This is a genomic window from Bosea sp. Tri-49, from assembly GCF_003952665.1.
Taxonomy (GTDB): Bacteria; Pseudomonadota; Alphaproteobacteria; order Rhizobiales; family Beijerinckiaceae; genus Allobosea.
The window spans coordinates 3,317,913-3,344,509 of record NZ_CP017946.1; the positions used below are offsets into that span (position 1 = coordinate 3,317,913).

The following is a 26,597-nucleotide window of genomic DNA, read 5'->3' on the forward strand; positions in this document are numbered from 1 at the left end:
TGCAGATGGAGCAGCGAAGGAGGCCGTCATGATCAATCTCTTGCGGAGACTGTTTGCGGACCGACGTGGCCTCTCATCGATCGTGTTCGCCGGCAGCTCCATGGTTCTGTTCGGCTTCGGCACGATGGCGGTCGACGTCGGCAGCTTCTACTACCAGCAGCGCCGGCAACAGACCGCGACAGATCTCGCCGCGCTCGCCGCCGCGGCGGACCTCGGAAAGGCCGACGCCGCCGCGCGGGCAAGCGCCGGACGCAACGGTTACACCGCTGCCGCAGTCGAAAGGGTGCAGCTGGGCACCTATACGGCGGACGCGACGCTCGCGCCTGAGATGCGCTTCCAGCCGAGTTCAGCGACTGTCGCGAATGCTGCCCGGATCGAGATGCGCGCGACCACCCCGATGATCCTTGGCCGTGTGATTGGCGCGAGCGGCCTCGGAAACGAAGCCGGCGACGTCCCAATCCTGACGCGGGCGACCGCCGCACAGGACATGCAGGCCGCCTTCGCCATCGGCTCACGCCTGGTCCGGCTGGAGGGCGGCGCTCTCAACGGCCTGCTAGGTGGCCTGCTTGGGACGAACCTATCCCTGTCGGTCATGGACTATGAGGGGCTGGCGCGGGCCCGGATCGACCTTTTCGGCTTCGCGCGGCAATTGGCGACGCGCGCCTCGATCTCCGCATTGACCTTCGACGAGGTCATCCGCGCCCAGGTTCGCATCGGGGACGTCATTTTGGCGGCCCAGGATGCAGCGCGCGCGCAAGGCGCGGGCAGTGACGCCGTCGCGGCACTGGGACGTCTGGCGACAGTACTCGCCGGCTCGAGCCAGCGCCTCAACCTGCAGAGCCTGGTCTCGTTCGGCACCTATGGCAGCCGCCAACTGAGCGAGGAGGTGCCAATCAAGGCCTCGCTATCGGCACTCGACCTCGTCTCGGCCACGGCGCAGATCGCCAATGGCGCACGCCAGCTCGATCTCGGCCTGGCGGTCAACGTGCCCGGCCTCGCCTCGGTCTCGCTGAAGCTCGGCATCGGCGAGCGGCCTGTCGGCACCAGCCTGGTGCGCGTCGGCCGCACCGGCGCAACCGTCCACACAGCCCAGACGCGCCTGCTGCTGACGCTCTCCCTCGTCGGCAGCGGCCAGGCTTCGCTGGTCAAGCTGCCGCTCTATCTGGAACTCGCCTCGGCTACGGCCCGCCTGACCTCGATCTCCTGCGGCGCCGGCGACATTGCCAGCGCGCGGGTGACGCTCGGCGTGACACCGGCCGTGGCCGATGCCTGGATCGGACAGGTCTCCAATGCCGAGTTCAGCAATTTCAGCACGCGACCGAACCCTCCGGCCGCAACGCTGCTCGACCTCGGCCTCGTTAGAGTAACGGGCCGGGCGCATGTCACGATCAGCAACACCAGCGAGACCCCGGTCAGTTTCAGCTATGCCGAGATCCAGCGGGCCGAGAAGAAGACAACCTCGACGCAGAACTTCGTTGCGAGCCTGCTGTCGCGACTGGTTTCCGATCTCGAGGTACGTGTCGAGCCGCTCGGACTCGGACTCGGCATCGACGGGGCCGTCTCCAATGTCCTCGCCGGTGCGGTGGCGCCGCTGGACCAGGTGCTGACGAGCCTGCTCAATACGCTCGGGATCGGACTCGGTCAGGCTGACAGCTGGGTCAGCGGCGTGCGCTGCGGCGGGGCGGTCTTGATCCTGTAGAGCGTCAGGGCCGCAGCCTGTTCTTGATCCGCTGCATCAGCCCGTCGCGGACGGCGCGATAGGCTTCGAGGACCTGCTCGCGCGAGCCTTGCACGATGGTCGGATCCGGCGTCGGCCAGTATTCGACGTCGGACGCGACGGTGCGGGTCAGGTCGAGCGCCTTGTGATGCGCCTCGGGCGAAAGCGTGACGATCAGATCGAAGTTGAGCCCCTCCCATTCCTCCAGCTCTTCGAGCGATTTCGGCTTGTGCTTGCGGGCGTCGATGCCGATCTCGTCGAGGACCTCCAAGGCGAAGGGGTCGACATCGCCTTTGCGTGCCCCTGCCGACTGAACGTAGACCGACTTGCCGAAGAAGTGCTTGGCCATCGCCTCGGCCATGGGCGAGCGCACCGCGTTGTAGGCGCACATGAACAGCACGCTCTGGAGCTTGCGCGGGGCGGACGGCTCCAAGCGCTCAGCCCTTCCAGTGCAGCGCGTAGATCAGGGTGAAGAGGCGGCGGGCGGTCTCGTTGTCGATTTCGACCTTGTTGGTCAGCCGTTCGACCAGCAGGTGAGCCGCCTCGTCGTGCAGGCCGCGGCGCCCCATGTCGATCGCCTCGATCTGCGACGGCGTCGCCGTGCGGATGGCGGCATAGTAGCTGTCGCAGACCAGCTCGTAGTCCTTGATGATGCGCCTGAACGGCGTCAGCGAGAGAAGATGGGTGACGACCGGGGCGCCATCGGCGCTCTTGATCTCAAAGGCAAGGCGCCGCTCGACCAAGGCAAGATGGACGGCATAGGGGCCGCCGTCGAAATCCGGCACGGCGAAGTGGTTGCGTTCGATCAGGTCATAGATCGCGACGGCACGCTCATGCTCCTGGTCGGCGCCGCCCCGGCCGAGCGAAGCCTCGTCGAGCGTAACGGCGACCAGATGGTTGCGTTCCGACATGTATCCTCCGCGCAGCCGGTCGCGAGCGCAGAATCGCCGCGCCCGACGTCAGCCGTTGAGTCGGATCGTCACGGAACGCGCATGAGCCTGCAAGCCCTCGGCCTCGGCGAGCGCGGTTGCGGCGCCGGCGAGCGCCTGCAGCGCTGTCGAATCGCACTTCAGCAGCGAGGTGCGCTTCATGAAATCGGGCACGCCGAGCCCCGAGGAGAAACGGGCGGAGCGCGCCGTCGGCAAGACATGGTTCGAGCCGCCGACATAGTCGCCGATCGCCTCGGGCGTATGCCCGCCAAGGAAGATCGCACCGGCATTGCGGATGCCTCCCGCCAGGCGCTCCGGCTCGGCGGAGATGATTTCGAGATGCTCCGGTGCCAGCCGGTTGACCAGTGGGATCGCCGTATCGAGCGCCCCGACCAGGACAATTGCGCCGAACTCACGCCAGCTCGCACCGGCGATCTCGGCACGCGGCAAGGTCCTGAGCTGGCCTTCGACCGCGCGCTCGACCGCATCGGCGAGTGCGGCATCGTCGGTGATCAGGATCGACTGGGCGGCAGTGTCGTGCTCGGCCTGCGCGAGAAGGTCGGCGGCGATCCAGTCGGGATTGGCGCTCGCGTCGGCCAGGACCAGCACCTCGGAGGGGCCGGCGATCATGTCGATGCCGACCGTGCCGAAGACCCGGCGCTTGGCGGCGGCGACATAGGCATTGCCGGGGCCGACGATCTTGGCGACGGGCGCGATCGTCCCGGTCCCGTAGGCAAGCGCAGCGATCGCCTGGGCCCCGCCGATGCGATAGATCTCATCGATGCCGGCGAGCCTGGCGGCGGCGAGAACCAGCGGATTGCCGTCGCCACGCGGCGTCGGCGCGACCATGACGAGCCGCTCGACCCCGGCGACCTTGGCCGGAATCGCGTTCATCAGAACGGACGATGGATAGCTCGCCGTGCCGCCCGGAACGTAGAGGCCGACGGCCTCGATCGCGCTCCAGCGCCAGCCGCTCTCGACGCCGAGCGTATCGCGCAACCAGGAATCGGCCGGCTTCTGGCGCAGGTGAAAGGTCTCGATCCGGGAGCGGGCCGTTTCCAGCGCATCGAGTTGCTCGCGCGTGCAGGCCGCCACCGCCGCCTCGACCTCGCTGTCGGTGACGCGCAGGGTCTGCGGCGTCAGCGACAGCTTGTCGAAGCGCTCGGTGTACTCGATCAGCGCCGCGTCGCCGCGGGTGCGGACATCGGCGATGATCGCGGCTGCGACCTGGTCGACATCCTCGGAAACCTCGCGCTTCATCGCAAGCAGAGCGGTGAACTCCCGCTCGAAGCCAACGTCGCGTGCGTCAAGCCTGATCGGCATAGGAAATCCTGTCCGAAGGAGGGTCAGCCGGCGTCCGGATGAGCAGGCGTCGCGACGGCTTCCCAGATCGGGCCGAGATCCTTCATCTGCGCCTCGATGCACTCGACATCGAGCTGGATGGCGGCACCGTCGGAGAAATGCAGGGTGACCTGGCCGGCCGGCCCATCGCTCTCGGCGAAGGTGACGGCGAGCAGGCTGAGCACGGCGCCATCGCCCGCTGCGATCTTCGTGCTGCGCGCCGCCGTTACGCGCTCGAAATGCAGGGCAGCAAGCCGGCGGCGCTTCTGGCCCTGGGTCGCGCCTTCCCAGTCGAAGCGGCGCAACGCCAGGGCGAAACGCTTCTCGGCCGGCAGATAGGCGATATCTCCGCGCTTCAGCACCGCATCCTGCAGATGCGCCGAGATCACCGACAGATCGTCGGTATCCAGGGCGATCAGTTTCAGCGGCTCGGCGACTGGATCGGACATGCGCCTTATCTGGCGGGGGTGTGGCCCTGCGTCAACCGCTGATGCGCTCGATCTGGGCGCCGCAGCGGCCGAGCTTGGTCTCCAGCGCCTCGAAACCGCGGTCGAGATGATAGACACGGTTGATCATCGTCTCGCCCTCGGCGACGAGGCCGCCGATGACGAGCGAGACCGAGGCGCGCAGATCGGTCGCCATCACCGGCGCGCCGGTGAGCTTCTCAACGCCGTCGACATAGGCGGCATCGCCGTCGAGCCGGATCTTCGCGCCAAGCCGGGCGAGCTCCTGCACATGCATAAAGCGGTTCTCGAAGATCGTCTCGCGGATGCGCGAGGTCCCCTTGGCCTTAGTCATCAAGGCCATCAATTGAGCCTGGAGATCGGTCGGGAAGCCCGGGAACGGATCCGTGGTGACATCGACCGGCTCGAGCGCCGCGCCATTGCGGCGAACGCGAATGCCTTCATTGGTCTCGGAGATATCGACGCCGGCCTCGCTGAGGACATCGAGCCCCGCCTGCAGCAGGTCGGCGCGCGCGCCCTCGAGCAGGACGTCGCCGCCTGTCATCGCTACCGCCATCGCATAGGTGCCGGTCTCGATCCGGTCCGGCAGGACGGCATGGTGCGCCCCACCGAGGCGCGAGACGCCCTGGATAGTGATCCGCGACGTCCCCGCTCCCTCGATCTTGGCGCCCATCTTCTCGAGGCAGGCGGCAAGGTCGACCACTTCGGGCTCACGTGCCGCGTTCTCGATGACGGTGGTGCCGTCAGCCAGCACCGCGGCCATCAGCGCGGTATGGGTGCCGCCGACGGTGACTTTCGGGAAGACGATCTCGGCACCCTTGAGCCCCTTGGGAGCGCGAGCCAGCGCATAGCCACCCTCGATGGTGATCGTCGCGCCGAGGCGCTCCAGCGCCATCAGCAGGAGGTCGACCGGGCGAGTGCCGATGGCGCAGCCACCAGGCAGCGACACCTTGGCCTCACCCATGCGGGCCAGGATCGGCGCGATCACCCAGAAGCTCGCCCGCATGGTCGAGACGAGGTCATAGGGCGCACAGGTGTCGACGATCTGGCGCGCCGTCAGAGCGACGGTCTGGCCGGTCTCGGCGCTTTGGCCGATGCGCTTGCCGGCGACCGAACGATCGACGCCGTGATTGGAGAGGATGCGCGACAGCGCGCTGACGTCGGAGAGCCGCGGCACATTGGTCAGCGTCAGCGTCTCGTCGGTGAGGAGGCTCGCGATCATCAGCGGCAGCGCCGCGTTCTTCGCACCGGAAATCGGGATCACGCCATTGAGGCGCTGGCCGCCGGTGATGCGGATACGGTCCATCGGGCTCGTCCTGCGGGGCGGCCGGCAGAAGAGCCGGCCGTAAAAGGAGGGATCAGGACCGGGGGATTTCGGCCTGGGCGGGCGGTATCTGGTCCTCAGCCGTCGTTTCCGAGGTGCGCCGAGCCCGGGCCTGCGCCTTGCGGCGCTTCAGATTCTCGCGAAGGGCGGCGGAGAGGCGCGCCCTTCTTTCATCATCGGCTTCGGTCTGGCGGCTCAAGGCGTCAGCTCGTCGGAATGCCCGCAGCCACGCGGCGTTGGGCGTTGTTTCATGGTTAGCGGCTCGGCCGGGTCCGGACAAGACCGGCCACCGGGACGTCTCTTCTTAGCACGGTCGATTGCGGCACAACTGCGGCGCCATGGGTCTCGGGATGGGACAGCCCTGTTCCGCGCCGCTGTCGGCCGATCTCCCGCGGCTGTGCGCGCGCTGTTCCAGATGCCAGTGCCCAAAGCACTGGTAAGCGACGCAAGGCTCTGTCCCGTTTGGTAAAATTTTCCTTATCTCGGCAACCCTGACCGAATGGTGGTAGGGTGGCACGCCCATTGCGTGCATCGCCAGCACGATAGCGGCGCCTAGGAAACAACCGAAGGGGACGCTTTTCACTGGTGAGCCGACTTGAGGCGTAACCAATAAAACTTAAGTAAATTAACCATTTCCGGTGGTTTGCGTTTACAGATCATTAACTTTGTCTACCCTCGGCGGCGTCGAGGGGTGCGATGCGAGGCGGAGACAAGACGATGTTTCAGAGCTATGCACCCACGGCTGGCGGGCAGACCGCTGCCGAGCTCACCAACGGCGATGTGATCGAGGCGATCCGCCACCACGCTGGCTTCCTGCCGGAGGTTCAGCTCGCCTATGAGCCGGAGCTGCGCCTGCTCTGGGTCACCATCAAGCCGGAGCTGAAGCCGGTCTTCACGCTGCAGTTGCTCGAGAGCCTCGGCAAAGTGCAGCAGGCCATCATCGATCTGTGGGGCGCAGCAGAGCAGTATCACAACGCCCCGGTGCGCTTCCTTGCCTTCCGCGGCACGGGGCCGTTTTTCACCCTCGGCGGCGATCTCGACTTCTATCTCGACTGCCTCGCCAAGAACGACCGCCCCGCGCTGGCGGAATACGCCCGGCTCTCGGTCGAGGATGCGCTGCGCAACGCCAGTGGTCTCAACGGCATGGTCGTCACCCTGTCGACGATCCACGCCAAAGCGATCGGCGGCGGCATCGATGCGCCGCGCTCATGCAATGTCATGATCGCCGAGGAGCAGGCCTCGTTCGTCTACCCGGAGATCAAGTTCAACCATTTCCCGATCACGGCTGTCGGGCTCCTGTCGCGCCGGATGGGGCAGCGTGCAGCCGAGCACATGCTGCAGTCGGGCGAAGAGATGAGCGCCACAGAGTTCATGGCCGCGGGCGGGCTGGAAGCAGTGGTGCCGGCCGGCACGGGCGAGGACTGGCTCCGCAAATACGCCGCGGATTCGCTGCCGATCCACGCCGCCAGGACGGCGTTGTTCTCGGCCTTCAACCGCCGTTCCGGCAATCTGCGCGAGGAGCTCGAATATCTCGGCCAGCTCTGGACCGACTGCATGCTGCGCCTGCACCCGAGCGCGATCTCGAAGCTGCAGCGCATCGCCCAGACGCAGGACCGCATGCTCTCGCGCGTCTATCAGCGAGCCCCGGAAGAACAGTTCGCGGGCGCCGGCGCAGCCTGAGCCGCCCGTGAAAAGCCGGCGTTGCCGGCTGTCGCGGCGATTATGCGACTCTACCGTGTAACTCTCATGAAACTTTTACCTTTCCCTCTTAAAGCCGTTAGGTGACGCGGCATAGGACAGGTCGTTAAGCCGCCTCGCCGGAGACCGTCAAAAGGCAGGAGCGGATGGCGGGAGTGCCGAACCGGTTGCGCAGCGCCAGCGCAGACAGGGCGATCGCGGAACAGCCGGCCGAGCACGACGGCCGGAACGCGGTCGACCTTGTCGATTATCGCCTGCTCGTCTCTTCACTGTTCTCTTCGCCGGGCTCGATCATTCCCGGCGGCATCGCCGGCATCCTCACGCCACTCCTGTGCTGGATCTCGACCAGAGCCGAGCTGTTCATGGCGTTGACGCTTGGCGTCGCGCTGGTCGTCGTCATGCGGATCATCACGGTGGTCCGCTATCGTCGGCTCGACCATTCCGAGGATACGCTCGAGCTGACCCGGCGCTGGGACCGGGAGTATTTCCTCGGCGCGACCGTGTTCAGTGCGGTCCTCGGCTTCAGCTGTTATGCGGCGCTGGCCTGGACCGACGATCCCGCCGCCCACATCACCTCGGTATCCTCGACGATCGCGCTCGCCTCCGGCTACGTGGCGCGCAATGCCGGGCGGCCGAAATTCGTCGCCGTCCAGCTCCTGACCTTCTGCGTCCCGATGGCGATCGGCCTGATCCAGGCACAAAACCCGTACTACCAGTATATCGGCTATTTCGCCTTCCTCTATGTCGGCGCCAATATCGCGATCACCAACTCGCTGCATCGCAACCTGCTGGCGCTGAGTGACGCGACCAAGCAATCCAAGGCGCTGGCAACCGCCCTGCGCTCGCAGAACCTGACGCTCGACGCCGCGCTCAACACGATGATCCATGGCCTGGCGATGTTCGACCGCAAGCTCGATCTTGCGGTCTCGAACGCGCCGCATGCCGCTCTCTACGGGGTTCCAGAGACGCTGGCGCTGCCAGGCACGCCGATCAGCGCGATCGCCCGTTTCCTGGTCGAGCGGCAGGTGATGACGCCGGAGCAGGTGCGCGACATCAAGGCGGCACTCGACGGCGTCCGGACGACACAGCAGGCGGCCATCTACGAGCTGCAGTCGCGCAATGGCCGGATGCTCGTCGTCACCATCGCGCCTGCGGCCGAGGGCGGCGTTTTGATGCTGACCGAGGATGCGACGGAGCGGAAGGCGACCGAGGCGCGGATCGAGCAGATGGCGCGCTTCGACGAATTGACCGGGCTCGCCAACCGCTTCGAGTTCAACACACACTTGGCCGACGCTTTCCGTCGGCACGAGCGGACCGGCGAGACCTTCGCCCTGCTCTATATCGATCTCGACGGCTTCAAGCAGGTCAACGACAATCTCGGCCATGACATCGGCGACCGGGTCCTGATCCAGACTGCCGAGCGCCTGAAGAGCACGATCCGTCACAACGACCTGCTGGCGCGCTTCGGCGGCGACGAATTCGTGCTGATCCTGCCGGCGACCGATGTCGCGACGGTCCGGATGATCGCGCAACGCATGATCGAGGCGATGGATCGGGCCTTCGAGCTCGAAACCAAGACCGTCTACGTCACTGCCAGCATCGGCATTGCGCTCGCCCCTGCCGACGGCACGACGCCCGCCGACCTGCTGCGCCATGCCGATACCGCGCTCTACAAGGCCAAGGCAGCCGGCCGCAACACCGCGACCTTCTTCGATCCGGCCATGGCGGAAGAGATGCTCGAGCGCCACGAGATCGAGGTCGATCTACGCCTGGCCAGCGCCGAGGGCGCGCTCGAACTGTACTACCAGCCGATCATCGACCTGCGCACGCAGGAGATCGTGACGCGCGAGGCGCTGATGCGCTGGCGGCACCCGACGCGCGGCATGGTGCCGCCCGGCGTGTTCATCCCAATCGCCGAGCAGTCCGGCCTGATCGCCGGCATGGGCGACTGGGCGATCCGCCAGGCCTGCCGCGATGCAGCAAAATGGCCCGATGGCATCGGCGTTTCCGTCAATATCTCGCCGCTGCAGTTCCGTGAGCCGCGTCGCATCGTTGAAACCGTCAAGACTGCGCTGCTGCTCGCCCATCTCGCGCCCGGCCGCCTGACGCTCGAAGTGACGGAATCGCTGCTGATCGAGGACAACAAGACGACGCTCGAGGTCATCAACGAGCTACGTGCGATCGGGGTGAAGTTCGCGCTCGACGATTTCGGGACGGGCTATTCCTCCCTCGCCTATCTGTCGACCTACCCGTTCTCGCAGGTGAAGATCGACCAGAGCTTCAGCCGCGACGTCAACAGCGACGAGGCCTCAAAGGCGGTCATCGAGGCGGTGTGTCAGCTGGCCCGGCGCCTGTCGATGAATGTGGTTGTCGAAGGCATCGAAACGGAAGCGCAGCGCATGGCGGTGCAGTTGCTCGGCGCCCAGCGGGCGCAAGGCTATCTGTTCGGCCGGCCGCAGCCGGTATCGGAGTTCGGCAAGGGCGACGAACCGCGCAAGATCGCCTGAGGGCGGACTCGACCATCGTCCTGCCCGAATCGACTGCTTCCAACCGGTTATCGCAGCAGCGCGCTTGATTCCGCCGCAACGGCAACGCATCTGCACGAGCAAGATAGCGACCGGGAGACGCGGCGTGAGCGAAATCGCCAGCCCAGCAGCCAGCACGGTGCCGCTGACGCCGGATATCTGCGTCATCGGCCATGGCCCTGGAGGGCTTGCGGTCGCGACAGCCGCAGCGCTGTTTGGCGTCCGGATCGTCCTGGTTCGGCATGGCGGGAGCGAGCTTCCCCCGAACGAGGGCGCACGCGGCCAGGCCCTGCGCGCCGCCGCAGGCCAAGCGCGAACCGTAGCAGGCGCCGCGTCCTTCGGCATTGCGGTGAATGCGGGCCAAATCGACTATGCCCGCGTCCGGGCTCATCTCGACCAGGTTGCAGCCAGATCTGCGACGAACGACTCGGATGAGCGCCTCACAGCCTTGGGTGTCCTCGTGCTCAAGGGCGAGGCGCGCTTCCAGAATCGTCACCAACTCGCCGTCGGCGGGTCGGTAGTCAGAGCACGGCGCTTTGTCATTGCCACCGGCTCGCTGCCGGCACAGCTTTCGATCCCGGGGCTCGCCGACCTGCCCTGTCTGACCGAGGACAGCGTCTTCGATCTGGCGAAGCGGCCGGACCGGCTGCTCGTGCTCGGCGGAACGGCAGCGGCCATCGAGCTGGCGCAGGCGATGCGTGCACTCGGCAGCGAGGTCGCGCTGATCGCGCGGGAAGGCCTGCTGCCCGACGAGGATCAAGAAGCGGTCGGCGTGCTCCGGCGCGCTTTGCTCGGCGACGGGATCGCCTTGCATGAAAGCCGGCCGATCCTGCGTGCCGAGAGCCACCGGCAGCGGCCACGCCTCGTCCTCGGCGGCAATAGCACCATCGACGGCACGCACCTCCTGGTCGCGAGCGGACGCACGCCGAACATTGCCGGGCTAGAACTCGACCTCGCGGGCGCTCGCAGCGACGATGCGGGCGTCATCGTCGACGCCTCGCTGCGTACCGCCAATCGCCGCATCTATGCTATCGGTGCTTGCGCCGGCGGCGCTGCTGCCGGGATGGCGCCCGGCCATGCAGCCCAGCATCAGGCCGGGCTCGTGCTCCGCAATGCCCTGTTTCGTCTGCCGGTCCGTTTCAGACCGGAACAGGTACCGCGCACCGTTCACGGCCGGCCTGAACTGGCGAGCGTCGGCCTGAGCGAGACGCAGGCGCGCGCACAGGGCGCGCTCCGGGTGCTGCGCTGGCCTTATGCCGAGAGCGGGCTCGCCCAGGCCGAACGGCAGGCGGAAGGGCTGATCAAGCTGATGACCGACCGCAAGGGTACCATCCTCGGCGTCGTCATCGCCGGGGCGCAGGCGGCCGAGTTGATCGCGCCCTGGGTCCTGGCCGTGCAGAAGCGGATGAATGTCCGCGACATGGCCGGGCTCGTCGCTCCATCCCAGAGCCTGTCCGAGATTTCGCAGCGCGCGGCGCTCTCCTTCCAGGCGCCGCTCGCTGCGAAACCTGGCATTCGCCGATTGATCGGCTTTCTGCGCCGTTTCGGGTAGATTGGCTTTTGATGTCGCCGAGACGGTTCGATCCCAATGCTCTGTCGATCAGCGTGCCGCGCGGGCCGACGCAGCTCGGCCTGTCGGCCAAGCTGCTCGTCCTGACCATCCTGTTCGTGATGTTGGCCGAGGTGCTGATCTATCTGCCCTCGGTCGCGAACTTCAGGCGCAACTGGCTGAACGATCGGCTGGCGGCAGCACAGATCGCCGTGCTCGTACTCGAGGGTGCTCCGGCCGAAGGCATGCCCGAAGGCAGCGAGGAGCGGCTCTTGGCTGGTGTCGGTGCTTCCGCCATCGCCGCGCGTGTCGGCGGCGCGCGGCGCCTGCTCAGCCTCGACTCAATGCCGCACGAGGTCGCCAAGACCGTCGATCTGCGCGACCAGAGCTGGATGCAGTCGATCGTGCAATCGGTGGCGACACTGGTCAGCCCGTCGCATGAGATGCCGATCCGGGTGGTCGGACAGGCGGTCGGCGCCGCCGACTTCGTCGAGATGGTGATCGACGAGCGGCCGCTGCGCCACGCGATGCTGAAATTCTCGGTCAACCTGACGCTGATCACGCTGGTCATCTCGATCCTCACGGCAGGACTGGTCTATCTCTCGCTGAACTGGCTGATCGTGCAGCCGATCCGGCATCTCGCCGCCAATGTGATGGAGTTCGAGCACGACCCGGAGAATCCGCGCCGGATCATTGAGCCGACGCTGCGCGCCGACGAGATCGGCGAAGCGCAGCGGGCGCTGGCGCGCATGCAGGCGACGCTTGCAGACGATCTTCGCGCCAAGAAGCATCTCGCCGAGCTCGGGCTCGCGGTCAGCAAGATCAACCACGACCTGCGCAACATGCTGGCCGCGGCGCAATTAATGTCCGACCGGCTGACCGAGACACGCGATCCGAAGATAAGGCGTTTCGCGCCGCGATTGATCGCGACGCTCGGGCGCGCCATCGACTTCTGCCAGGCAACGCTCGCTTATGGCCGGGCGACCGAGGCGAACCCGACGCTGCGTGACGTGGCGCTGCGCCAGCTCGTCGCCGAACAGGCCGAGCTGCTCGGCCTCGGCGAGAACGGCACGATCATCTTCGCCAACGAGGTGCCAGCCGAGGTGATCGCCCCCTGCGATCCCGACCAGATGGCGCGGGTCCTGTCCAATCTGATGCGCAATGCGATCCAGGCGCTCGACAGCGTCGCCGAAGCAGGCGAGCGGACGCCAGCGCTCAGGATCAGCGCCGGCCGGCGTCATGAGGAGATCATCCTGCGCATCGCCGACAATGGGCCGGGTGTGCCTGCGCGGGCCCGCGACAACCTGTTTCAGGCCTTCCGTGGCTCGGTCAATCCCGGTGGCACCGGCCTCGGCCTCGCCATCGCCGCCGAACTGGTGCGGTTGCATGGCGGCATGATCGCGCTCGAACCATCCGAGACCGGCGCGGTCTTCACGGTGTCGCTGCCGGCACAGCGCGTATTGGCCTGAGACCTTCTGAGCATCGGCTTTACCCCAAAACCGGTTCCCACTTTTCGGGCCGATGCGTTACTGGCTCGCCCAGATCACCCGCGCCATGAAGGCGATCTCGGCGAGCGCCAGCACGCGGTCGGAATGCTCTGGATTGAGCGAGGCGAGCTCGACCGTCTTCGCCGTCTGACGCCTGAGCTGCTTGGCCAGCACCTCGCCCTCGACGGTCTTGACCACAACCCGGTCGCCGCGGCGGATCGCGGCACCGGGCGAGACGATGATGGTGTCGCCGTCGCGATAGAGTGGCAGCATGGAATCGCCGGCGATCTCGAGCGCATAAGCTTTCTCGTCCTGCAGGCCCGGAAAGGCGACCTCGTCCCAGCCGGAACCGAGCGGGAAGCCGCCATCGTCGAAGAAGCCGCCGGAACCCGCCTGGGCGAAACCGATCAGCGGAATCGTATGCGCCGGCGGCGCGCCCCGCCGGATCACATTCATGAACTCGTCGAAGGAGGCGCCGGTGGCGGCGAGGATCTTGGCGATCGATTCGGTCGAGGGCCAGCGCTCGCGTCCGTCGGTGCCGACGCGCTTCGAGCGGTTGAAGGTGGTCGCGTCGAGCCCGGCCTTGCGGGCGAGGCCCGAGGGCGTGAGGCCATAACGCTGGGCGAGCGTATCGATCGCGCTCCAGATCTGGTCGTGGGACAGCATCGCGGAGAGGCCTCTTTCCTGATGGTGCCTACGGGACTCTAAGCGGGGATAGATATAGGAAATATCCCCTATCTGATAAGAATTCAATCTGATTTCTTGTACCGAGTGGCTACAGACAGCGGTTTTTTCGACCGCCAGCGGCGCTCCGGCAAGGGCGCGCCAACATCCGGGCGAAGAAATCCGAGAGCGGTCTCTGTGCGACGCGGTTTCCGCTTTTGTCGGCGGCCCGCAGGCGATATGCCCAGCGCCATGCCGCTCATCTACAAGATCTGTCCCGAAGCACTCTGGCGCGAGGCCGAGACCGCAGGCCTTTTCCAGGGAGCGCCGGTCGACCTCGCCGACGGCTTCATCCATTTCTCGACCGGCGCGCAGGTGCGCGAGACCGCAGCCAGGCATTTCGCTGGGCAGGACGGTTTGCTGCTGATCGCCATCGACGACACCATGCTTGGCGCGGCCCTGCGCTACGAGCCATCGCGCGGTGGCGCGCTGTTCCCGCATCTTTACGCCCCACTCGATCCGAAGCAGGCGCGCTGGATCGCGCCGCTGCGGCTCGGCGACGGTGGCCATGTCTTCCCGGAGGATATCGCGTGATCGGAGCCCTGTTCGGCCTGGCGCGGCCGCTGATCCACAAGCTCGACGCCGAACAAGCGCACCGGCTGACGATCGCGGCACTGGCCGCGGCTCCGCCGCTGCGACCAGCGGCCGATCAGCCATCGCTCGCCGTGGAAGCCTTCGGCCTGCGCTTCGCCAATCCGGTCGGCCTTGCCGCCGGCTTCGACAAGAATGCCGAGGCGATCGACGGCGCGCTCGGGCTCGGCTTCGGCTTCGTCGAGATCGGCGGGGTGACGCCGCTGCCGCAGCCGGGCAATCCGCGCCCGCGCGTCTTCCGTCTGCCGGAGGACGAGGCGGTGATCAACCGCTATGGCCTCAACAGCGAGGGCATGGAGGCGGTCGCGGCGAGGCTGGCGGCGCGCCGCAAGAAGGGCGGCATCGTCGGCGTCAACCTCGGCGCCAACAAGGAGTCAGCCGATCGCAGCGCCGATTATGCGGTGCTGGCGAGGAGGCTCGCCCCGCTCGCCGATTTCCTGACCGTCAACGTCTCCTCGCCGAACACGCCTGGCCTGCGCGATCTGCAGGCCGAGGACGCGCTCGACGACCTGATCGCACGCACGCTCGCCGCCCGCGACGAGGCTGCTGTCGGGGGCAAGCCGACGCCGGTGCTGATCAAGATCGCGCCCGACCTCTCCCTGTCCGAGCTCGACGGCATGGTTGCGGTCGCGCGCCGCCGCAAGGTCGACGGGATGATCGTCTCGAACACGACGATCGCCCGGCCCGAGAGCCTGCGCAGCGCGAACAAGGCCGAGACCGGCGGCCTCTCGGGCAAACCTCTGTTTGCCGCCTCGACGCGCATTCTCGCCGAGGCCTTCCTGCGGGTCGAACGCCAGTTCCCGCTGATCGGCGTGGGCGGCATCGATTCCGCCGAGACCGCCTTCGCCAAGATCCGGGCCGGAGCGAGCCTGCTGCAGTTCTACTCGGCGATGGTGTTCAAGGGTCCGGGGCTGGTCGGCGAGGTCAAGCGCGGGCTCGACATGCAGATGCGCAAGGCCGGGCTGCCGCGCCTCGACGTGCTGGTCGGGCGCGATGCCGAAGCGATCGCACGGGGGGAGACGATCTGAGTCGCGCGCACTGCCACTCGGCGGTGCGTCGAACAGGTCTTCACCTGGGCGCGGACCTGCCGAGAGCTTTGGCCAGAACATCTGCCAGGCCGCTTCCGGCGCCACCATCCTGGTCGAGCTCCGGGTTATAGATGGTGACCTCGAGGCCGATCGCTTTTCCGCTCGCCAAGGCTATGTCGAGCACCGCCCCAAGTTCAGCCCAAGATATCCCGCCCGGAATCCGGAAGTCGACCGCCGGCATGATCGCGTCATCGAGAACGTCGGCGTCGACATGGATGAAGAAGCCATCCAGTTCTTCCCGCGTGAGGTGGTCGATTGCCGCGCGGGCAGCGCTCTTGCGGCCCAAGCGGCGTATTGCGGCAAGATCATAAGCCTTGAGCTTCGGGGGCAAGGGCTGACTGCCATATTCAGCCTGATCTTCGTGATCGCGATAGCCGAATGCAACGGCATCCTCGGGCCGCACCAGCGGACCACGGCCTTCCAGATCGGTGAGTAGCGCCGGGCCATAGCCGGTGACGAAGGCCAGGTCCATGGACGCGCCTTCACCATTGGATTCGGCTTCCGGCTGGAAGAAGTCGGCATGGCCGTCGACGAAGAAGAGGCCATAGCGGCCACGCCGCCTGAGCGCCAGTGTCGTCCCCAGGAGGATCGTACAATCGCCGCCGAGCACCACCGGGAACTCGCCCGTGTCCAGCACCGCCTCAACCGCGTCTGCCAGCTTCGGCGACCACCCCGCTAAAGCCTTGGCGTTCAGCGTCAAAGTTTCGGGATCAGGCTCAGGGTCCTTCAACGGGACAGCTAGCCGTCCGGCGCGACGCGCGCCGATCCGTTCCGCCAAGCCCAGTTCCAAGAGGCGGCCAGCCAGCCCCGCCACGCCGCCCGATCTCAGGCCCAGCGTCGAGGGTGCCTCGATAATCGCATAGGAACGGCTCGGCATCGGAAACCCTCCTCTCGCGGCTCAACAGCGGAGGGGCAGCTTGGGTTCCGGCGGAAATGTCCTACGACAGAGCTCGTGCGAATGGCTCTATCGCTTCGAGGCGAAGAGCCGGCTGATCAGCCAGAGCGGCACGACGACCAGCGCGCCGGCGAGCGCCCAGCCACCGACCTCGCGAACCGCGTCGAAGCCCATATCGGTGAGCGAGCGGACGAAGCGCAGCGCCGAATCGAAGAGACCGCGCGGCGACAGACCGAGAAAGGCCATGGCCGCGCCGACCAGCAGCGAGATGAAGAACAGGCGCACGAGGACGCTGAGGACTGAACCGCCCAGAAAACGCTCGGTGCCACCGCCATTGGCCATGGAAATCCCCTTATGGATCGACAGCGGGACAAAGCCCGCTCGCGGTTGAACCTGCGCTGAACGCCGCCGTCAACCGCCACGCGTCTCAGTTCGTCGCCGAAGCACCCTGCACGGCCCAGCCGGCGCCGGCGATCTTGGCCGCAGCGATCACGGCCTGCGTGCGGCTGTCGACATTGAGCTTGGTCAGGATCGCCGAGACATGCGCCTTGACCGTCGCCTCGGAGACGCCGAGCTCATAGGCGATCTGCTTGTTGAGCAGCCCCTCCGACAGCATCATCAGCACGCGCACCTGCTGTGGCGTCAGCGTGGCGAGGCGGCGGACCATGTCGGCAGTCTCGTGGTCGACCGGGGCCGAGAGATCGACGCCCGGCGGGGTCCAGACGCCGCCGTCGAGCACGGCCTGGATCGCCTCGCCCATCTGCCCGACCTCGGCGGTCTTGGGCAGGAAGCCAAGCGCGCCGAATTCGATGCAGCGGCGGATCACGGCGGGATCGTCATTGGCCGAGACGACGATCACCGGGATCTCGGGATGGGCAGCGCGCAGGAAGAGCAGGCCGGAAAAGCCCTGCACACCCGGCATGCTGAGATCGAGCAGGATGAGGTCGGTATCGGCGGCCTCCGCCAGCGCTTGGCCGAGCGCCTCGAGCGAGCCGACCTCGCTCACCTCCGAGCCGGCCAGCGCATGCGAGACCGCCTGGCGCAGCGCGCCGCGAAAGAGCGGATGATCGTCCGCGATCACGATCCGTGTCATCATGCCCTCCGCGCGCCAAAGCCCGGCAAGATGCCGCGCGATTCCCCCATAAAGTTCAAGCGCCGGGCGTCCTGCGCTGTCAATCTCCAATCGCCGGCAGACACAGGCGATCGCTGGAGTATCTCCGCGCATCTTCGAAGCGCGGAGATACTCCAGGCTTTTGTTCGACGCATTTTCTTCACGCGAACCGGCACCCACTTCGCTCGAAAATGCTTCAGTTCGCCGGCAGCAGCGCCTCCAGCGCCTCGATCCGATCGGCCTCGCCCGGCGGCTTGTCCCAGCGGATGCGGCTGATGCGGGGAAAGCGCATGGCGATGCCGGATTTATGCCTTGTCGAACGCTGCAGGCCCTCGAAGGCCACTTCAAAGACCAGGCCGCTCGCGGACGTATGCGTCACCTCGCGGACCGGGCCGAAGCGGTTCAGCGTGTTCTTGCGGACATAGCGGTCGATCTCGATCAGCTCCTCGTCGGTGAAGCCGAAATAGGCTTTTCCCACCGGGACTAGCTCGTCCGCGCCTGTCTCGCCGACCCGCCAGACGCCAAAAGTGTAGTCGGAATAGAAGGAGGAGCGTTTGCCGTGGCCGCGCTGGGCATACATCAGCACACAATCGACCAGCCGGGCATCGCGCTTCCACTTGTACCAATAGCCTTTGGGGCGGCCGGGCAGATAGGGCGAGTCGAGGCGCTTCAGCATGCAACCCTCGACCGCCTCGGCATCCGCCCCGGCCCCGGCACTAGCCGGATCGGCGCGCGCCTCGGTCAACTCCACCCAGCTTGAAAAGGCGATGCGCGGCGAGAGATCGAAGCGGGCGCTGTCGAGCTTGCCGAGGAAGGCTTCGAGCCGGCCGCGCCGCTCCGTGTACGGGTGGGCGCGCAGGTCATTGTCGGCCTCGGCCAGGAGGTCGTAGGCGCGGATATGGGCCGGGAACTCGGCCAGCATCTTCGCCGTGACCTGCTTGCGGTTGAGCCGCTGCTGCAGCGTGTTGAAGCTCTGGACGACGCCATCGCGCATCACCAGCAATTCGCCGTCGATCGCACCATCCTCGGTCAGCGCCTCCGTCAGATCGGGAAAAGCTCCGCCGATCTCCTCGCCGGTGCGGGAATAGAGCCGGACTGTGCGGCTGCCGTCGGCGCGGGTGCCGGCGACGGCCTGGACGCGGATGCCGTCCCATTTCCACTCGGCTGCGAACTCGCCGGCATTGAGCTTGTCGAAATCGCCATCCTCTATCGCATGCGAGAGCATGACCGGGCGGAACGGCGCCGGATCGGTCGCCTCCGGCCGCGGCGCCCTGCCCTCCAGCCAGGCGAAGAGCGCGGTATAGGGCGGCTCCAGCCCATGCCAGACCTGCTCGACCTCATCAGCCGGAATGCCACCGAGGCTCGCTGCGGCGGTCTTGGCGAGGCGGGCGGAGACGCCGATGCGCAGGGCCCCGGTGATCAGCTTGAGTAGCGCCCAGCGCCCGGTCTCGTCGAGCGCGTCGAGCCAGGAGGCGATCAGGCGCGGCATCTCGGTTTTGCCGGAGTTGCGCAGGCCCGCGACCACATCCGGCAGATGCGGCACGTCATTGGCGCCATGCCGCGCCGGCCACATCAGCGCGACCGTCTCAGAGAGATCGCCGACATAGTCATAGGAGAGCGCGAACAGCACCGGATCGGTGCGCTCGGCGATCAGGGCGCGGATCAGGCCGGGCTTGGCGTTCTGGAACACCAGCCCGCCGGTCATCGCCGCGAGCGCATAGCCGCGATCGGGATCGGGCGTGGTGCGCAGGTAGTCGGCGATCAGCGCGAGCTTGCCGTTACGCCGCGGCTCATAGGCAAGACGGTCGAGCAGCCAGGCGAAGCGGTTCATGGGACTGCCTCGGCCGGTTTGGCCTCGGGCTCGGCCTCGCCCTCGTCGCCATAGCCGACGAGATGCAGCGGCATGCCCTTGAGGCCGACCGTGCCGCACCAATGCGCCAGCGCCTCGGCCTCGCCATGGGTGATCCAGATCTCGTTCGCCTGGACCTCGCGGATCGTCGCCTGGAGGTCGTCCCAATCGGCATGGTCTGAGATGATCAGCGGCAGCTCGACGCCCTTCTGGCGCGCTCGTGCCCTGACCCGCATCCAGCCCGAGGCGAAGGCAGTGACCGGATCGGGGAAACGCCGCGACCACAGGTCCTGTATCGCACTCGGCGGGCAGATGACGATCTCGCCGGCAAATGCCTTGCGTTCCTCGGCCCTGCGCTCGCCGGGTTCGACCTTGCGGATCTCGCCGAGCGGGATGCCTTCAGCCTGATAGAGCTCGGTGATCTTCTCGACCGCGCCGTGGATGAAGAGCGGCCGCTCGTAGCCGGCCTCGCGGATCAGCGCCATCAATCGCTGCGCCTTCCCCAGCGAATAGGCGCCGACGATATGGGTGCGATCGGGGAAGAGCCGGACGGAATCGAGCAGCTTGGCGGTCTCGGCATGGGCCGGCGGGTGACGGAAGACCGGCAGGCCGAAGGTCGCCTCGGTGATGAAGACGTCGCAGGAAACAGGCTCGAAGGGTGCGCAGGTCGGGTCGCGCTCGCGCTTGTAGTCTCCGGAGACGACGATGCGCAGGCCCTTGTGCTCGACCACGATCTGGGCGGAGCCGAGGACATGGCCGGCCGAGACGAAGCGGAAGGCCACCTCGCCGATGGTGGTCGTTTCACCGGGCACGGCCACCTGCTGCAAGCCAGTGAAAGCCTCGCCATAGCGCAGCGCCATGATCGCCAGCGTCTCTGATGTCGCCAGCACGGCGCCATGGCCGGCGCGGGCATGGTCGGAATGGCCGTGGGTGATCAGCGCCCGCGCCACCGGGCGGACCGGATCGATGTAGATATCGGCCGGTGGGCAATAGAGCCCGGCCGGCGTCGGCGTCAGCAGATCGGAAGGCTTCATCGTCTGGCCAGTGTCATTTGGCTCGGTTAAACCCGCAGCATGATCGAAAAGGGCAGCAGCGTGTACTCCGCCAGTTCCGGGGATGAGCGTCTCGACCGTCGCTACGCCTGGGCCGAGGCGGCACTGAAGGATGGCGACCCGCAGGCGGCGATCGACATCCTCGATCAAACGCTCGCCGAGAACTACGGTTTCACCGCCGCCTGGCATCTTTACGGGCTGGCCCAGGAGGCCCTCGGGCACAATGAGGAGGCCGCGACCGCCTGGCGGCAATGCCTCGACCTAGACCCGAACGATCATGTCGGCGCCAAGCTCGACCTCGCTCGCATCGGCGCGCTCGCGGCCGAGCAGGCGACCTCGGAGAATTTTTCAGGCGCCCTGTTCGACGGCTATGCCGAGCGCTTCGACAGCCACCTCGTCGGCACCTTGCAATACCAGGCGCCGGCACTGCTGAAGGATGCGCTCGCGCGCCTTTGCGTACAGGCCGGCCGGCCCTTCCAGTTCGGGATGGTCCTCGATCTCGGCTGCGGCACCGGGCTGATGGGCGAGGCGATCCGCACCGAGGTGGAGTTCCTCGCCGGCTGCGATCTCTCCCCGCGCATGATCGCCAAGGCACAGGCCAAGACGCGCGAGGATGGCGGGCCGCTCTACGACAAGCTCGCGACCGCCGGCCTCACGGCCTTTCTGGCGAGCCGGCCAGACGCCTCGGCCGACCTCGTCATCGCCGCCGACGTCTTCGTCTATCTCGGCGACCTCGCCCCGTGCTTCCATCAGAGCGCGCGGGTGCTCAAAGTAGGCGGGCTCTTCGCCTTCACCGTGCAAAGCCATGACGGCGAGGGCATCGCCGTCGGCCAGGACCGGCGCTTCGCCCATGCCGAGAGCTGGATCAGGGAGGCGCTCGCCGAAGCCCGGCTGAGGCCCGTATTGGTCGAGGCGCAGAGCACGCGGATCGACCGTGGTCAGCCGGTGCCGGGGCTGCTGGTGATCGCGGAGCGCTGAGACCAGCGTCATGCTCGGGCTCGACCCGAGCATCTCAGGCCGAATGAGGCCATCACCAGCGCCCTTTTGTCCTGGGATTCTCGGGTCTGCGCTTCGCTTCGCCCGAGAATGACGCAAGCGCGCCGTTCCCTTTTCGTTCGACAGAGCCTATCTCTGTCGCTCGATGGATGCGCCCTCGCCTCTCCCGCCCGCCTTCTCCGCCTGGTTCGCCAGCCGCGGCTGGAGCGTCCGGGCACATCAGCTCGCTCTGCTGGAGGAGGCCCGCGCCGGCCGCTCGACCTTGCTGGTCGCGCCGACCGGGGCCGGCAAGACGCTCGCCGGCTTCCTGCCCTCGCTGGTCGAACTGACCCAGCGCGGCGGCGAGCGCGACGGCTTGCACACGCTCTATGTCTCGCCGCTGAAGGCGCTCGCCGTCGACATCGCCCGCAATCTCGAGACGCCGATCAGGGAAATGGGGCTCTCGGTGAAGGTCGAGACCCGCACCGGCGACACCTCGCCGGCCAAGCGCGCGCGCCAGATCGAGCGGCCGCCGGATATCCTGCTGACGACACCCGAGCAGCTCGCGCTGCTGGTCTCGCACCGCGATGCCAAGCCGTTCTTCGCTGGATTGCGCCGCGTCGTACTCGACGAATTGCACGCGCTCGTCACCTCCAAGCGCGGCGACCTGCTCTCGCTCGACCTTGCCCGCCTGCGTGAACTCGCTCCGCAGATGAGCGCGGTCGGCCTCTCGGCAACGGTGCGCGAGCCGGCCGACCTGCAGGCCTATCTCGGCGGTGCCGGCACGCCGTCCGGCCTCGTCACCGTCAAGGGCGGCGCGCAGGCGCAGATCGGCATCATGCACACTAAGCGGCGGCTGCCGCTGGCGGGCCATATCACCGCCCATGCCGTCGACGACATCTACGCCGCGATCCAAGCGCACAAATTGACCCTCGTCTTCGTCAACACCCGCATGCAGGCCGAATTCATGTTCCAGGCGCTGTGGAGCGTGAACGAGGAGACCCTGCCGATCGCGCTGCATCACGGCTCGCTCGATGTCGGCCAGCGCCGCAAGGTCGAAGCGGCGATGGCGGCGGGCAAACTCAAGGCCGTCGTCTGCACCGCGACGCTCGATCTCGGCATCGACTGGGGCGATGTCGACCTCGTCATCAATGTCGGCGCCCCCAAGGGCGCGAGCCGCCTGATGCAGCGCATCGGCCGCTCCAATCACCGCATGGACGAGCCTTCGCAGGCGCTGCTGGTGCCGTCGAACCGGTTCGAGCTGCTGGAATGCCGCGCCGCGCTCGATGCGGTGGCGGAAGCGGCGCAGGACACTCCGCCGCCTCGGCTAGGGGCGCTCGACGTGCTCGCCCAGCATGTGCTGGGGGTCGCCTGCTCCGACGGTTTCGAGCCCGATGCGCTCTATGAGGAGGTCCTGACAGCCTCGCCCTATGCCGATCTCGCCCGTGCCGACTTCGACGCTGTCGTCGATTTCGTCGCGACCGGCGGCTATGCGCTGAAGAGCTATGAGCGCTTCGCCAAGCTCCGGCAGAGCAAGGACGGCCTCTATCGCGCCAGCAATGCCCGCGTGATCCAGCAATACCGGATGAATGTCGGCACCATCGTCGAATCGACCATGCTCAAGGTCAGGCTCGGCCGTTCGCGGCCGGCCCGTCCCGGCGGTCAGCAGATGCTCAGCCGCGGCGGGCGCATGCTCGGCGAACTGGAGGAGTATTTCGCCGAGACGATGACGCCCGGCGACACCTTCATCTTCGCCGGCGAGGTCTTGCGCTTCGAGGGTATCGTCGAGAATGAGGTGGTCTGCTCGCGCACCGCAGCCGGAACCGATCCCAAGATCCCATCCTATAATGGCGGCAAGTTCCCGCTCTCGACCTTCCTCGCCGCGCGTGTGCGCGCCATCCTCGCCTCGCCGAAGGAATGGGCGAAGCTGCCGGACGAGGTCTCGTCCTGGCTGCATGCGCAACGCCTGAAATCGCGCCTGCCCAAGCCGGGCGAGCTCCTGGTCGAGACCTTTCCGCGGGCCGGCCGCTTCTTCCTCGTCGCCTACCCGTTCGAAGGCCGCCTCGCCCACCAGACGCTCGGCATGCTGCTGACACGCCGGCTGGAGCGGGCGCGCCTGAAACCACTCGGCTTCGTCTGCAATGATTATGGCCTTGGCGTCTGGACGCTCGGCGACATGGCGGCGGCGATCGCGCGCGAAGCGCTCTCGCTCGACGAGCTCTTCGCGCAGGACATGCTCGGCGATGATCTCGAGGAGTGGCTGGCCGAATCGGCGCTGATGAAGCGGACCTTCCGCTCCTGCGCCGTGATCGGCGGGCTGATCGAGCGCCGTTTTCCCGGCCAGGAGAAGAGCGGCCGGCAGGTGACGATCTCGACCGACCTCGTCTACGATGTGCTGCGCCGGCACCAGCCCGACCATGTGCTCTTGCGTGCCGCACGTGCCGACGCAGCAACCGGCTTGCTCGATATCGGTCGCCTGGGTCAGATGCTGACACGGATCAGCGGACGAATCGTGCATCAGCCGCTCGATCACGTCTCGCCGCTCTCGGTCTCGGTCATGCTCGAGATCGGGCGCGAGGCGGTTCATGGCGAAGCGGCCGACGAGATCCTGGCCGAGGCGGAAGCCCAGATGCTCGAAGAGGCGATGGCGTGAATCTGGCGGCGAAGGAAACGGGAGAGGTGGCGGTCGAGGCGTTCATGCTCGGCCGGCTGGCGGTTGTGCCCGATCTTTCCGGCGCGCTCTATCTGCCGGATGAGCGCACGCTCGTCGTCGCCGACCTGCATCTGGAGAAGGGCTCGGCCTATGCGGCGCGCGGCGTGCTGCTACCGCCCTATGATTCCACTGCTACGCTGCAGCTGCTCGGCGCCGCGATCCTGCGCTACCAGCCGGCGCGCGTGATCGCGCTCGGCGATTCCTTCCATGATCGCGGCGCCGAGGCGCGGATCGACGAGAGCTGCCTTGTGACCTTACGCGCCTACCAGGCCGGCCGCGACTGGCTCTGGATCAACGGCAACCACGACCCCGCGATCTCGGCTGCGATGGGCGGCACGGTAGCCGATGAGCTCGACATCCGTGGCGCCAGGCTGCGGCATGAGCCGAGCCCTGCCGGTGCGCTGCCCGAGATAGCCGGCCATCTGCACCCCGCCGCCAAGGTCCGCATGCGCGGCCGGGCGCTGCGCCGGCGCTGCTTTGCGCTCTCGGCGAGCCGCTGCGTCATGCCGGCGATGGGCGCCTATGCCGGCGGGCTCAATGTCCGCGATGCCGCCTTCCGGCCGCTCTTCGGCCTGGGCTTTTCCGCCCATCTCCTCGGCGACGGCCGGCTCTTCCGCATCGACCAGCGCCTGCTGCTTCCGGACTGACGGCGCACGGGGATCGAACCTGCGACCCCTCCCGTGTGAAGGGAGTGCTCCAGCGCCCTTCATTTTCAGATGCGGGGATATGTGCGTAACAGGTTGCGTCGGCGCAGGGCTTGTGGCATCAGGACGCCGCTTCGGAACGGCGCGGCGTCCTCCGGGTCTTCGATCGACCCGAAACGCCAGCATAAGCACGGTCCTGCTGCGGTAGCTCAGTGGTAGAGCACTCCATTGGTAATGGAGAGGTCGAGAGTTCAATCCTCTCTCGCAGCACCAGCCCATCCCCTTGAAATCGCTGAAGCCCTCGGCACAACGAGGCCCCTGCCCTTTCTGGCATTGCAAATGTCGTGAGAATTCGCCTGGAGCCCCCATGCTCGCATGGTGTCGGCATGAAAATGCTTGGCAGGAGAAGTCTTTTTGTCTTGGACCGGATAGGCGCCGCGCGGTCTAGTTCGACAAGAGACATGTCCGCCAGTGCCGCCGGAGAATTCGCCATGCCGCTCATTCGCATCGAGCCTGTCGAGGATCAGGTTACGGGCCGCTTCGCGATCGCGATCTATTACCCGGCCGATGCCGAGCGCCCGCTCGTCACCACCGCGCCCCGCTACAAGAGCGCAGCGGCCGCCGAGCAGGACACGATCGCGATCCTGGCCTCGAACGCCAACAATCCCGCTCCGGAGGAGCCGGCCAACCGGCGATAGCGGGCTTATCGCGCCGGCTCAGCCTGGCGCGACCTGATGCTGGAGCGCGATCTCGCGGCCGGCTCGCGCCGATTCCAGGATCGCGAGACAGATTTCGAGAGTCGCCATGCCCCATGCGCCGGTGTGCAAGGGCGCAATGCCGGACCGGACGGCGGCATAAAGCTCGTCGACGACCTCGGCACGCGGCACGGTCGGCGCCGGCAGCGCCTCCAGCCAGCGGCGGTCGTCGACGTAGATCATCACGCCCTCGGCCAGTGGACGAAGGTCGGCCTGCTCGCAGCAGACCGTGATCGGCCCGAAATGATTGTGCCCGAGGGCAGCCGACAGTGGCGCGACCGAGCTCTTGGCCACGCCATAGGTGCGGGTGTTCTTGAGCGCGGCCTCCTCCTCCGGCGTCGAAACCTCCGCCAACCCGCGACGCGCCGTGCCATAGCTCTCGGGATCGCGCCGCTGGCCCATCTCGCCGATCCAGCCGAGCTGCTCATCGCTGTCATAACGACCATAGCCGCTATAGGTCAGCGTCGCGCTGGCTCCGTCCGCGAAAACGAGGAGGGCCTGATAAGCGCCTTCCGTCGGGCGCGCCGGGTCGAACCGACCGGTCGTGGCCCGCACGGTCGAGACCAGCCCGCCACCGAGCAGCCGGGCGATGTCGACCTGATGAGCGCCCTGGCTGAAGACGACACCGCCGCCCTGCGCGGTGTCGAGCTCTTCCGGCCGGCGCGGCCGGTAGAGGAAATCGGTGTGGTTCGAGGCCGTGATCATCCGGGCCCGGCCGAAGCGGCCCGAGCGGATCAGCTCTGCCGCCTTGAGATACGGCGCATCGTAGGAATGGCTGTGCCCGACGAGGAGATGTACTCCGGCGGCATCGGCCGCTTCGATCATCGCCTGGCAGTCGGCGATGGTCAGCGCCATCGGCTTCTCGACGAGGACATGCTTGCCATGGGCGGCCGCGAGACGGACATGGGCGACGTGGAACTGATGCGGCGAAGCGATGTAGAGCGCCTCGACCGCGTCGTCGGCGCACAGCCTCTCGACACTGTCATAGCTGCGGGCCGGCGCACCCGGCCGGGAAAAGTCGCTCTCGAATTGCCGCCGCGCTTCCTCACGCGGATCGGCGGCGGCGACAAGCCGCACGAGCGGGTGATGCGCCAGGGTCGGCAGCATCAGCATGAAGGCGCGTCCCAACCCGACGACGCCCAGACGTAGCGGCTCAGTCATCGCAGG

23 protein-coding genes and 2 tRNA genes are annotated in these 26,597 nt (G+C 67.0%); 12 read left to right on the forward strand and 13 right to left on the reverse strand.

All coding sequences use genetic code 11. From position 1 onward, the window contains the following. The first annotated feature begins 28 nt into the window (after positions 1-28). On the forward strand, positions 29-1,699 hold the full coding sequence (locus BLM15_RS16185; protein ID WP_126113721.1) for a pilus assembly protein TadG-related protein: 1,671 nt from the start codon (positions 29-31) through the stop codon (positions 1,697-1,699). Positions 1,700-1,703: 4 nt separating this feature from the next. Here the strand turns inward: BLM15_RS16185 and BLM15_RS16190 are convergent, their stop codons facing one another. From BLM15_RS16190 to murA, 5 genes are read right to left on the reverse strand one after another with little or no spacing between them, the layout of a single operon-like run. Beyond that, positions 1,704-2,108, reverse strand: a complete 405-nt coding sequence (locus BLM15_RS16190; protein WP_126116212.1) for an arsenate reductase/protein-tyrosine-phosphatase family protein — start codon at positions 2,106-2,108, stop codon at positions 1,704-1,706. A gap of 46 nt (positions 2,109-2,154) precedes the next feature. Continuing rightward, positions 2,155-2,628 (reverse strand): UPF0262 family protein, encoded by a 474-nt coding sequence (locus tag BLM15_RS16195; RefSeq protein WP_126113722.1) that lies wholly within the window; start codon positions 2,626-2,628, stop codon positions 2,155-2,157. Positions 2,629-2,676: 48 nt separating this feature from the next. Next, on the reverse strand, positions 2,677-3,969 hold the full coding sequence (hisD, locus tag BLM15_RS16200) for a histidinol dehydrogenase (protein ID WP_126113723.1): 1,293 nt from the start codon (positions 3,967-3,969) through the stop codon (positions 2,677-2,679). 23 nt (positions 3,970-3,992) lie between these two features. Further along, on the reverse strand, positions 3,993-4,436 hold the full coding sequence (locus tag BLM15_RS16205; RefSeq protein WP_126113724.1) for a DUF2948 family protein: 444 nt from the start codon (positions 4,434-4,436) through the stop codon (positions 3,993-3,995). Between the two features lie 31 nt (positions 4,437-4,467). Continuing rightward, positions 4,468-5,757, reverse strand: a complete 1,290-nt coding sequence (murA, locus tag BLM15_RS16210) for a UDP-N-acetylglucosamine 1-carboxyvinyltransferase (protein WP_126113725.1) — start codon at positions 5,755-5,757, stop codon at positions 4,468-4,470. Positions 5,758-6,492: 735 nt separating this feature from the next. Here murA and BLM15_RS16215 point away from each other — a divergent pair. The 4 genes from BLM15_RS16215 to BLM15_RS16230 all read left to right on the forward strand — a co-directional run bounded on the left by BLM15_RS16215 (position 6,493) and on the right by BLM15_RS16230 (position 13,016). Then, complete coding sequence (locus BLM15_RS16215) at positions 6,493-7,455, forward strand: enoyl-CoA hydratase-related protein (RefSeq protein WP_164547537.1); 963 nt, start codon at positions 6,493-6,495, stop codon at positions 7,453-7,455. A gap of 164 nt (positions 7,456-7,619) precedes the next feature. Then, positions 7,620-9,980, forward strand: coding sequence for a putative bifunctional diguanylate cyclase/phosphodiesterase (locus BLM15_RS16220; protein ID WP_126113727.1), 2,361 nt, complete (start codon positions 7,620-7,622; stop codon positions 9,978-9,980). 124 nt (positions 9,981-10,104) lie between these two features. Then, entirely contained in the window at positions 10,105-11,550 is a 1,446-nt protein-coding gene (locus tag BLM15_RS16225; protein ID WP_164547538.1) for a dihydrolipoyl dehydrogenase family protein, read from the forward strand. A gap of 11 nt (positions 11,551-11,561) precedes the next feature. Further along, positions 11,562-13,016, forward strand: a complete 1,455-nt coding sequence (locus tag BLM15_RS16230; protein WP_126113729.1) for a sensor histidine kinase — start codon at positions 11,562-11,564, stop codon at positions 13,014-13,016. A 57-nt stretch (positions 13,017-13,073) separates the two neighbouring features. Here BLM15_RS16230 and BLM15_RS16235 read toward each other — a convergent pair whose 3' ends face one another. After that, a complete protein-coding gene (locus BLM15_RS16235) occupies positions 13,074-13,700 on the reverse strand; it encodes a S24 family peptidase (protein ID WP_126113730.1) in 627 nt (208 codons plus the stop codon). A gap of 249 nt (positions 13,701-13,949) precedes the next feature. Here BLM15_RS16235 and BLM15_RS16240 point away from each other — a divergent pair, with 249 nt between their 5' ends. Further along, the gene (locus tag BLM15_RS16240; protein ID WP_126113731.1) at positions 13,950-14,291 is read left to right on the forward strand and encodes a DUF952 domain-containing protein; all 342 of its coding nucleotides are present in this window, start codon (positions 13,950-13,952) and stop codon (positions 14,289-14,291) included. After that, positions 14,288-15,376, forward strand: a complete 1,089-nt coding sequence (locus BLM15_RS16245; RefSeq protein WP_126113732.1) for a quinone-dependent dihydroorotate dehydrogenase — start codon at positions 14,288-14,290, stop codon at positions 15,374-15,376. The genes BLM15_RS16240 and BLM15_RS16245 overlap by 4 nt, the downstream gene beginning before the upstream one ends. Before the next feature lie 40 nt (positions 15,377-15,416). Here the strand turns inward: BLM15_RS16245 and BLM15_RS16250 are convergent, their stop codons facing one another. The 5 genes from BLM15_RS16250 to BLM15_RS16270 form a co-directional block, all read right to left on the reverse strand. Further along, positions 15,417-16,313: an arginase family protein gene (locus tag BLM15_RS16250; RefSeq protein WP_126113733.1), complete on the reverse strand. Its 897-nt coding sequence runs from the start codon at positions 16,311-16,313 to the stop codon at positions 15,417-15,419. An 87-nt stretch (positions 16,314-16,400) separates the two neighbouring features. Beyond that, the gene (locus BLM15_RS16255) at positions 16,401-16,673 is read right to left on the reverse strand and encodes a DUF6460 domain-containing protein (protein ID WP_100961135.1); all 273 of its coding nucleotides are present in this window, start codon (positions 16,671-16,673) and stop codon (positions 16,401-16,403) included. A gap of 85 nt (positions 16,674-16,758) precedes the next feature. Further along, a complete protein-coding gene (locus BLM15_RS16260; protein WP_442859380.1) occupies positions 16,759-17,424 on the reverse strand; it encodes a response regulator in 666 nt (221 codons plus the stop codon). Between the two features lie 214 nt (positions 17,425-17,638). Continuing rightward, positions 17,639-19,273 carry a cisplatin damage response ATP-dependent DNA ligase gene (locus BLM15_RS16265; protein ID WP_126113735.1) on the reverse strand — a complete coding sequence of 545 codons (1,635 nt, stop codon included), beginning with the start codon at positions 19,271-19,273 and terminating at the stop codon, positions 17,639-17,641. Continuing rightward, the gene (locus tag BLM15_RS16270) at positions 19,270-20,325 is read right to left on the reverse strand and encodes a ligase-associated DNA damage response exonuclease (protein WP_126113736.1); all 1,056 of its coding nucleotides are present in this window, start codon (positions 20,323-20,325) and stop codon (positions 19,270-19,272) included. Before BLM15_RS16270 ends, BLM15_RS16265 begins: the two co-directional genes overlap by 4 nt. Positions 20,326-20,385: 60 nt before the next feature. On the opposite strand from BLM15_RS16270, the gene BLM15_RS16275 reads away from it, so the two are divergent. The 3 genes from BLM15_RS16275 to pdeM all read left to right on the forward strand — a co-directional run bounded on the left by BLM15_RS16275 (position 20,386) and on the right by pdeM (position 24,678). Further along, complete coding sequence (locus BLM15_RS16275) at positions 20,386-21,321, forward strand: methyltransferase domain-containing protein (RefSeq protein ID WP_164547539.1); 936 nt, start codon at positions 20,386-20,388, stop codon at positions 21,319-21,321. A 163-nt stretch (positions 21,322-21,484) separates the two neighbouring features. After that, a complete protein-coding gene (locus BLM15_RS16280; protein WP_126113738.1) occupies positions 21,485-23,971 on the forward strand; it encodes a ligase-associated DNA damage response DEXH box helicase in 2,487 nt (828 codons plus the stop codon). A gap of 44 nt (positions 23,972-24,015) precedes the next feature. Continuing rightward, positions 24,016-24,678: a ligase-associated DNA damage response endonuclease PdeM gene (pdeM, locus tag BLM15_RS16285; protein WP_126116213.1), complete on the forward strand. Its 663-nt coding sequence runs from the start codon at positions 24,016-24,018 to the stop codon at positions 24,676-24,678. On the opposite strand, the gene BLM15_RS31405 is transcribed toward pdeM, so the two are convergent. Then, positions 24,677-24,737 (reverse strand) — tRNA-Val (locus BLM15_RS31405). The two genes, pdeM and BLM15_RS31405, sit on opposite strands and share 2 nt — an antisense overlap. 136 nt (positions 24,738-24,873) lie before the next feature. On the opposite strand from BLM15_RS31405, the gene BLM15_RS16290 reads away from it, so the two are divergent. After that, positions 24,874-24,948 (forward strand) — tRNA-Thr (locus BLM15_RS16290). A gap of 218 nt (positions 24,949-25,166) precedes the next feature. After that, positions 25,167-25,373, forward strand: coding sequence for a hypothetical protein (locus BLM15_RS16295; protein WP_126113739.1), 207 nt, complete (start codon positions 25,167-25,169; stop codon positions 25,371-25,373). An 18-nt stretch (positions 25,374-25,391) separates the two neighbouring features. Here the strand turns inward: BLM15_RS16295 and BLM15_RS16300 are convergent, their stop codons facing one another. Beyond that, positions 25,392-26,591, reverse strand: a complete 1,200-nt coding sequence (locus BLM15_RS16300; protein WP_126113740.1) for a Gfo/Idh/MocA family oxidoreductase — start codon at positions 26,589-26,591, stop codon at positions 25,392-25,394. Positions 26,592-26,597 lie beyond the last annotated feature (6 nt).

Coding starts and splice junctions, on each gene's coding strand:
- BLM15_RS16220 (WP_126113727.1), top strand. CDS start 7,620: ATGGCGGGAGTGCCGAACCGGTTGCGCAGCGCCAGCGCAGACAGGGCG.
- BLM15_RS16215 (WP_164547537.1), top strand. CDS start 6,493: ATGTTTCAGAGCTATGCACCCACGGCTGGCGGGCAGACCGCTGCCGAG.
- hisD (WP_126113723.1), bottom strand. CDS start 3,969: ATGCCGATCAGGCTTGACGCACGCGACGTTGGCTTCGAGCGGGAGTTC.
- BLM15_RS16230 (WP_126113729.1), top strand. CDS start 11,562: ATGTCGCCGAGACGGTTCGATCCCAATGCTCTGTCGATCAGCGTGCCG.
- BLM15_RS16195 (WP_126113722.1), bottom strand. CDS start 2,628: ATGTCGGAACGCAACCATCTGGTCGCCGTTACGCTCGACGAGGCTTCG.
- BLM15_RS16265 (WP_126113735.1), bottom strand. CDS start 19,273: ATGAACCGCTTCGCCTGGCTGCTCGACCGTCTTGCCTATGAGCCGCGG.
- BLM15_RS16235 (WP_126113730.1), bottom strand. CDS start 13,700: ATGCTGTCCCACGACCAGATCTGGAGCGCGATCGATACGCTCGCCCAG.
- BLM15_RS16255 (WP_100961135.1), bottom strand. CDS start 16,673: ATGGCCAATGGCGGTGGCACCGAGCGTTTTCTGGGCGGTTCAGTCCTC.
- BLM15_RS16205 (WP_126113724.1), bottom strand. CDS start 4,436: ATGTCCGATCCAGTCGCCGAGCCGCTGAAACTGATCGCCCTGGATACC.
- BLM15_RS16280 (WP_126113738.1), top strand. CDS start 21,485: ATGGATGCGCCCTCGCCTCTCCCGCCCGCCTTCTCCGCCTGGTTCGCC.
- BLM15_RS16260 (WP_442859380.1), bottom strand. CDS start 17,424: ATGACACGGATCGTGATCGCGGACGATCATCCGCTCTTTCGCGGCGCG.
- BLM15_RS16300 (WP_126113740.1), bottom strand. CDS start 26,591: ATGACTGAGCCGCTACGTCTGGGCGTCGTCGGGTTGGGACGCGCCTTC.
- BLM15_RS16190 (WP_126116212.1), bottom strand. CDS start 2,108: ATGTGCGCCTACAACGCGGTGCGCTCGCCCATGGCCGAGGCGATGGCC.
- pdeM (WP_126116213.1), top strand. CDS start 24,016: ATGCTCGGCCGGCTGGCGGTTGTGCCCGATCTTTCCGGCGCGCTCTAT.
- BLM15_RS16185 (WP_126113721.1), top strand. CDS start 29: ATGATCAATCTCTTGCGGAGACTGTTTGCGGACCGACGTGGCCTCTCA.
- BLM15_RS16250 (WP_126113733.1), bottom strand. CDS start 16,313: ATGCCGAGCCGTTCCTATGCGATTATCGAGGCACCCTCGACGCTGGGC.
- BLM15_RS16240 (WP_126113731.1), top strand. CDS start 13,950: ATGCCGCTCATCTACAAGATCTGTCCCGAAGCACTCTGGCGCGAGGCC.
- BLM15_RS16270 (WP_126113736.1), bottom strand. CDS start 20,325: ATGAAGCCTTCCGATCTGCTGACGCCGACGCCGGCCGGGCTCTATTGC.
- murA (WP_126113725.1), bottom strand. CDS start 5,757: ATGGACCGTATCCGCATCACCGGCGGCCAGCGCCTCAATGGCGTGATC.
- BLM15_RS16295 (WP_126113739.1), top strand. CDS start 25,167: ATGCCGCTCATTCGCATCGAGCCTGTCGAGGATCAGGTTACGGGCCGC.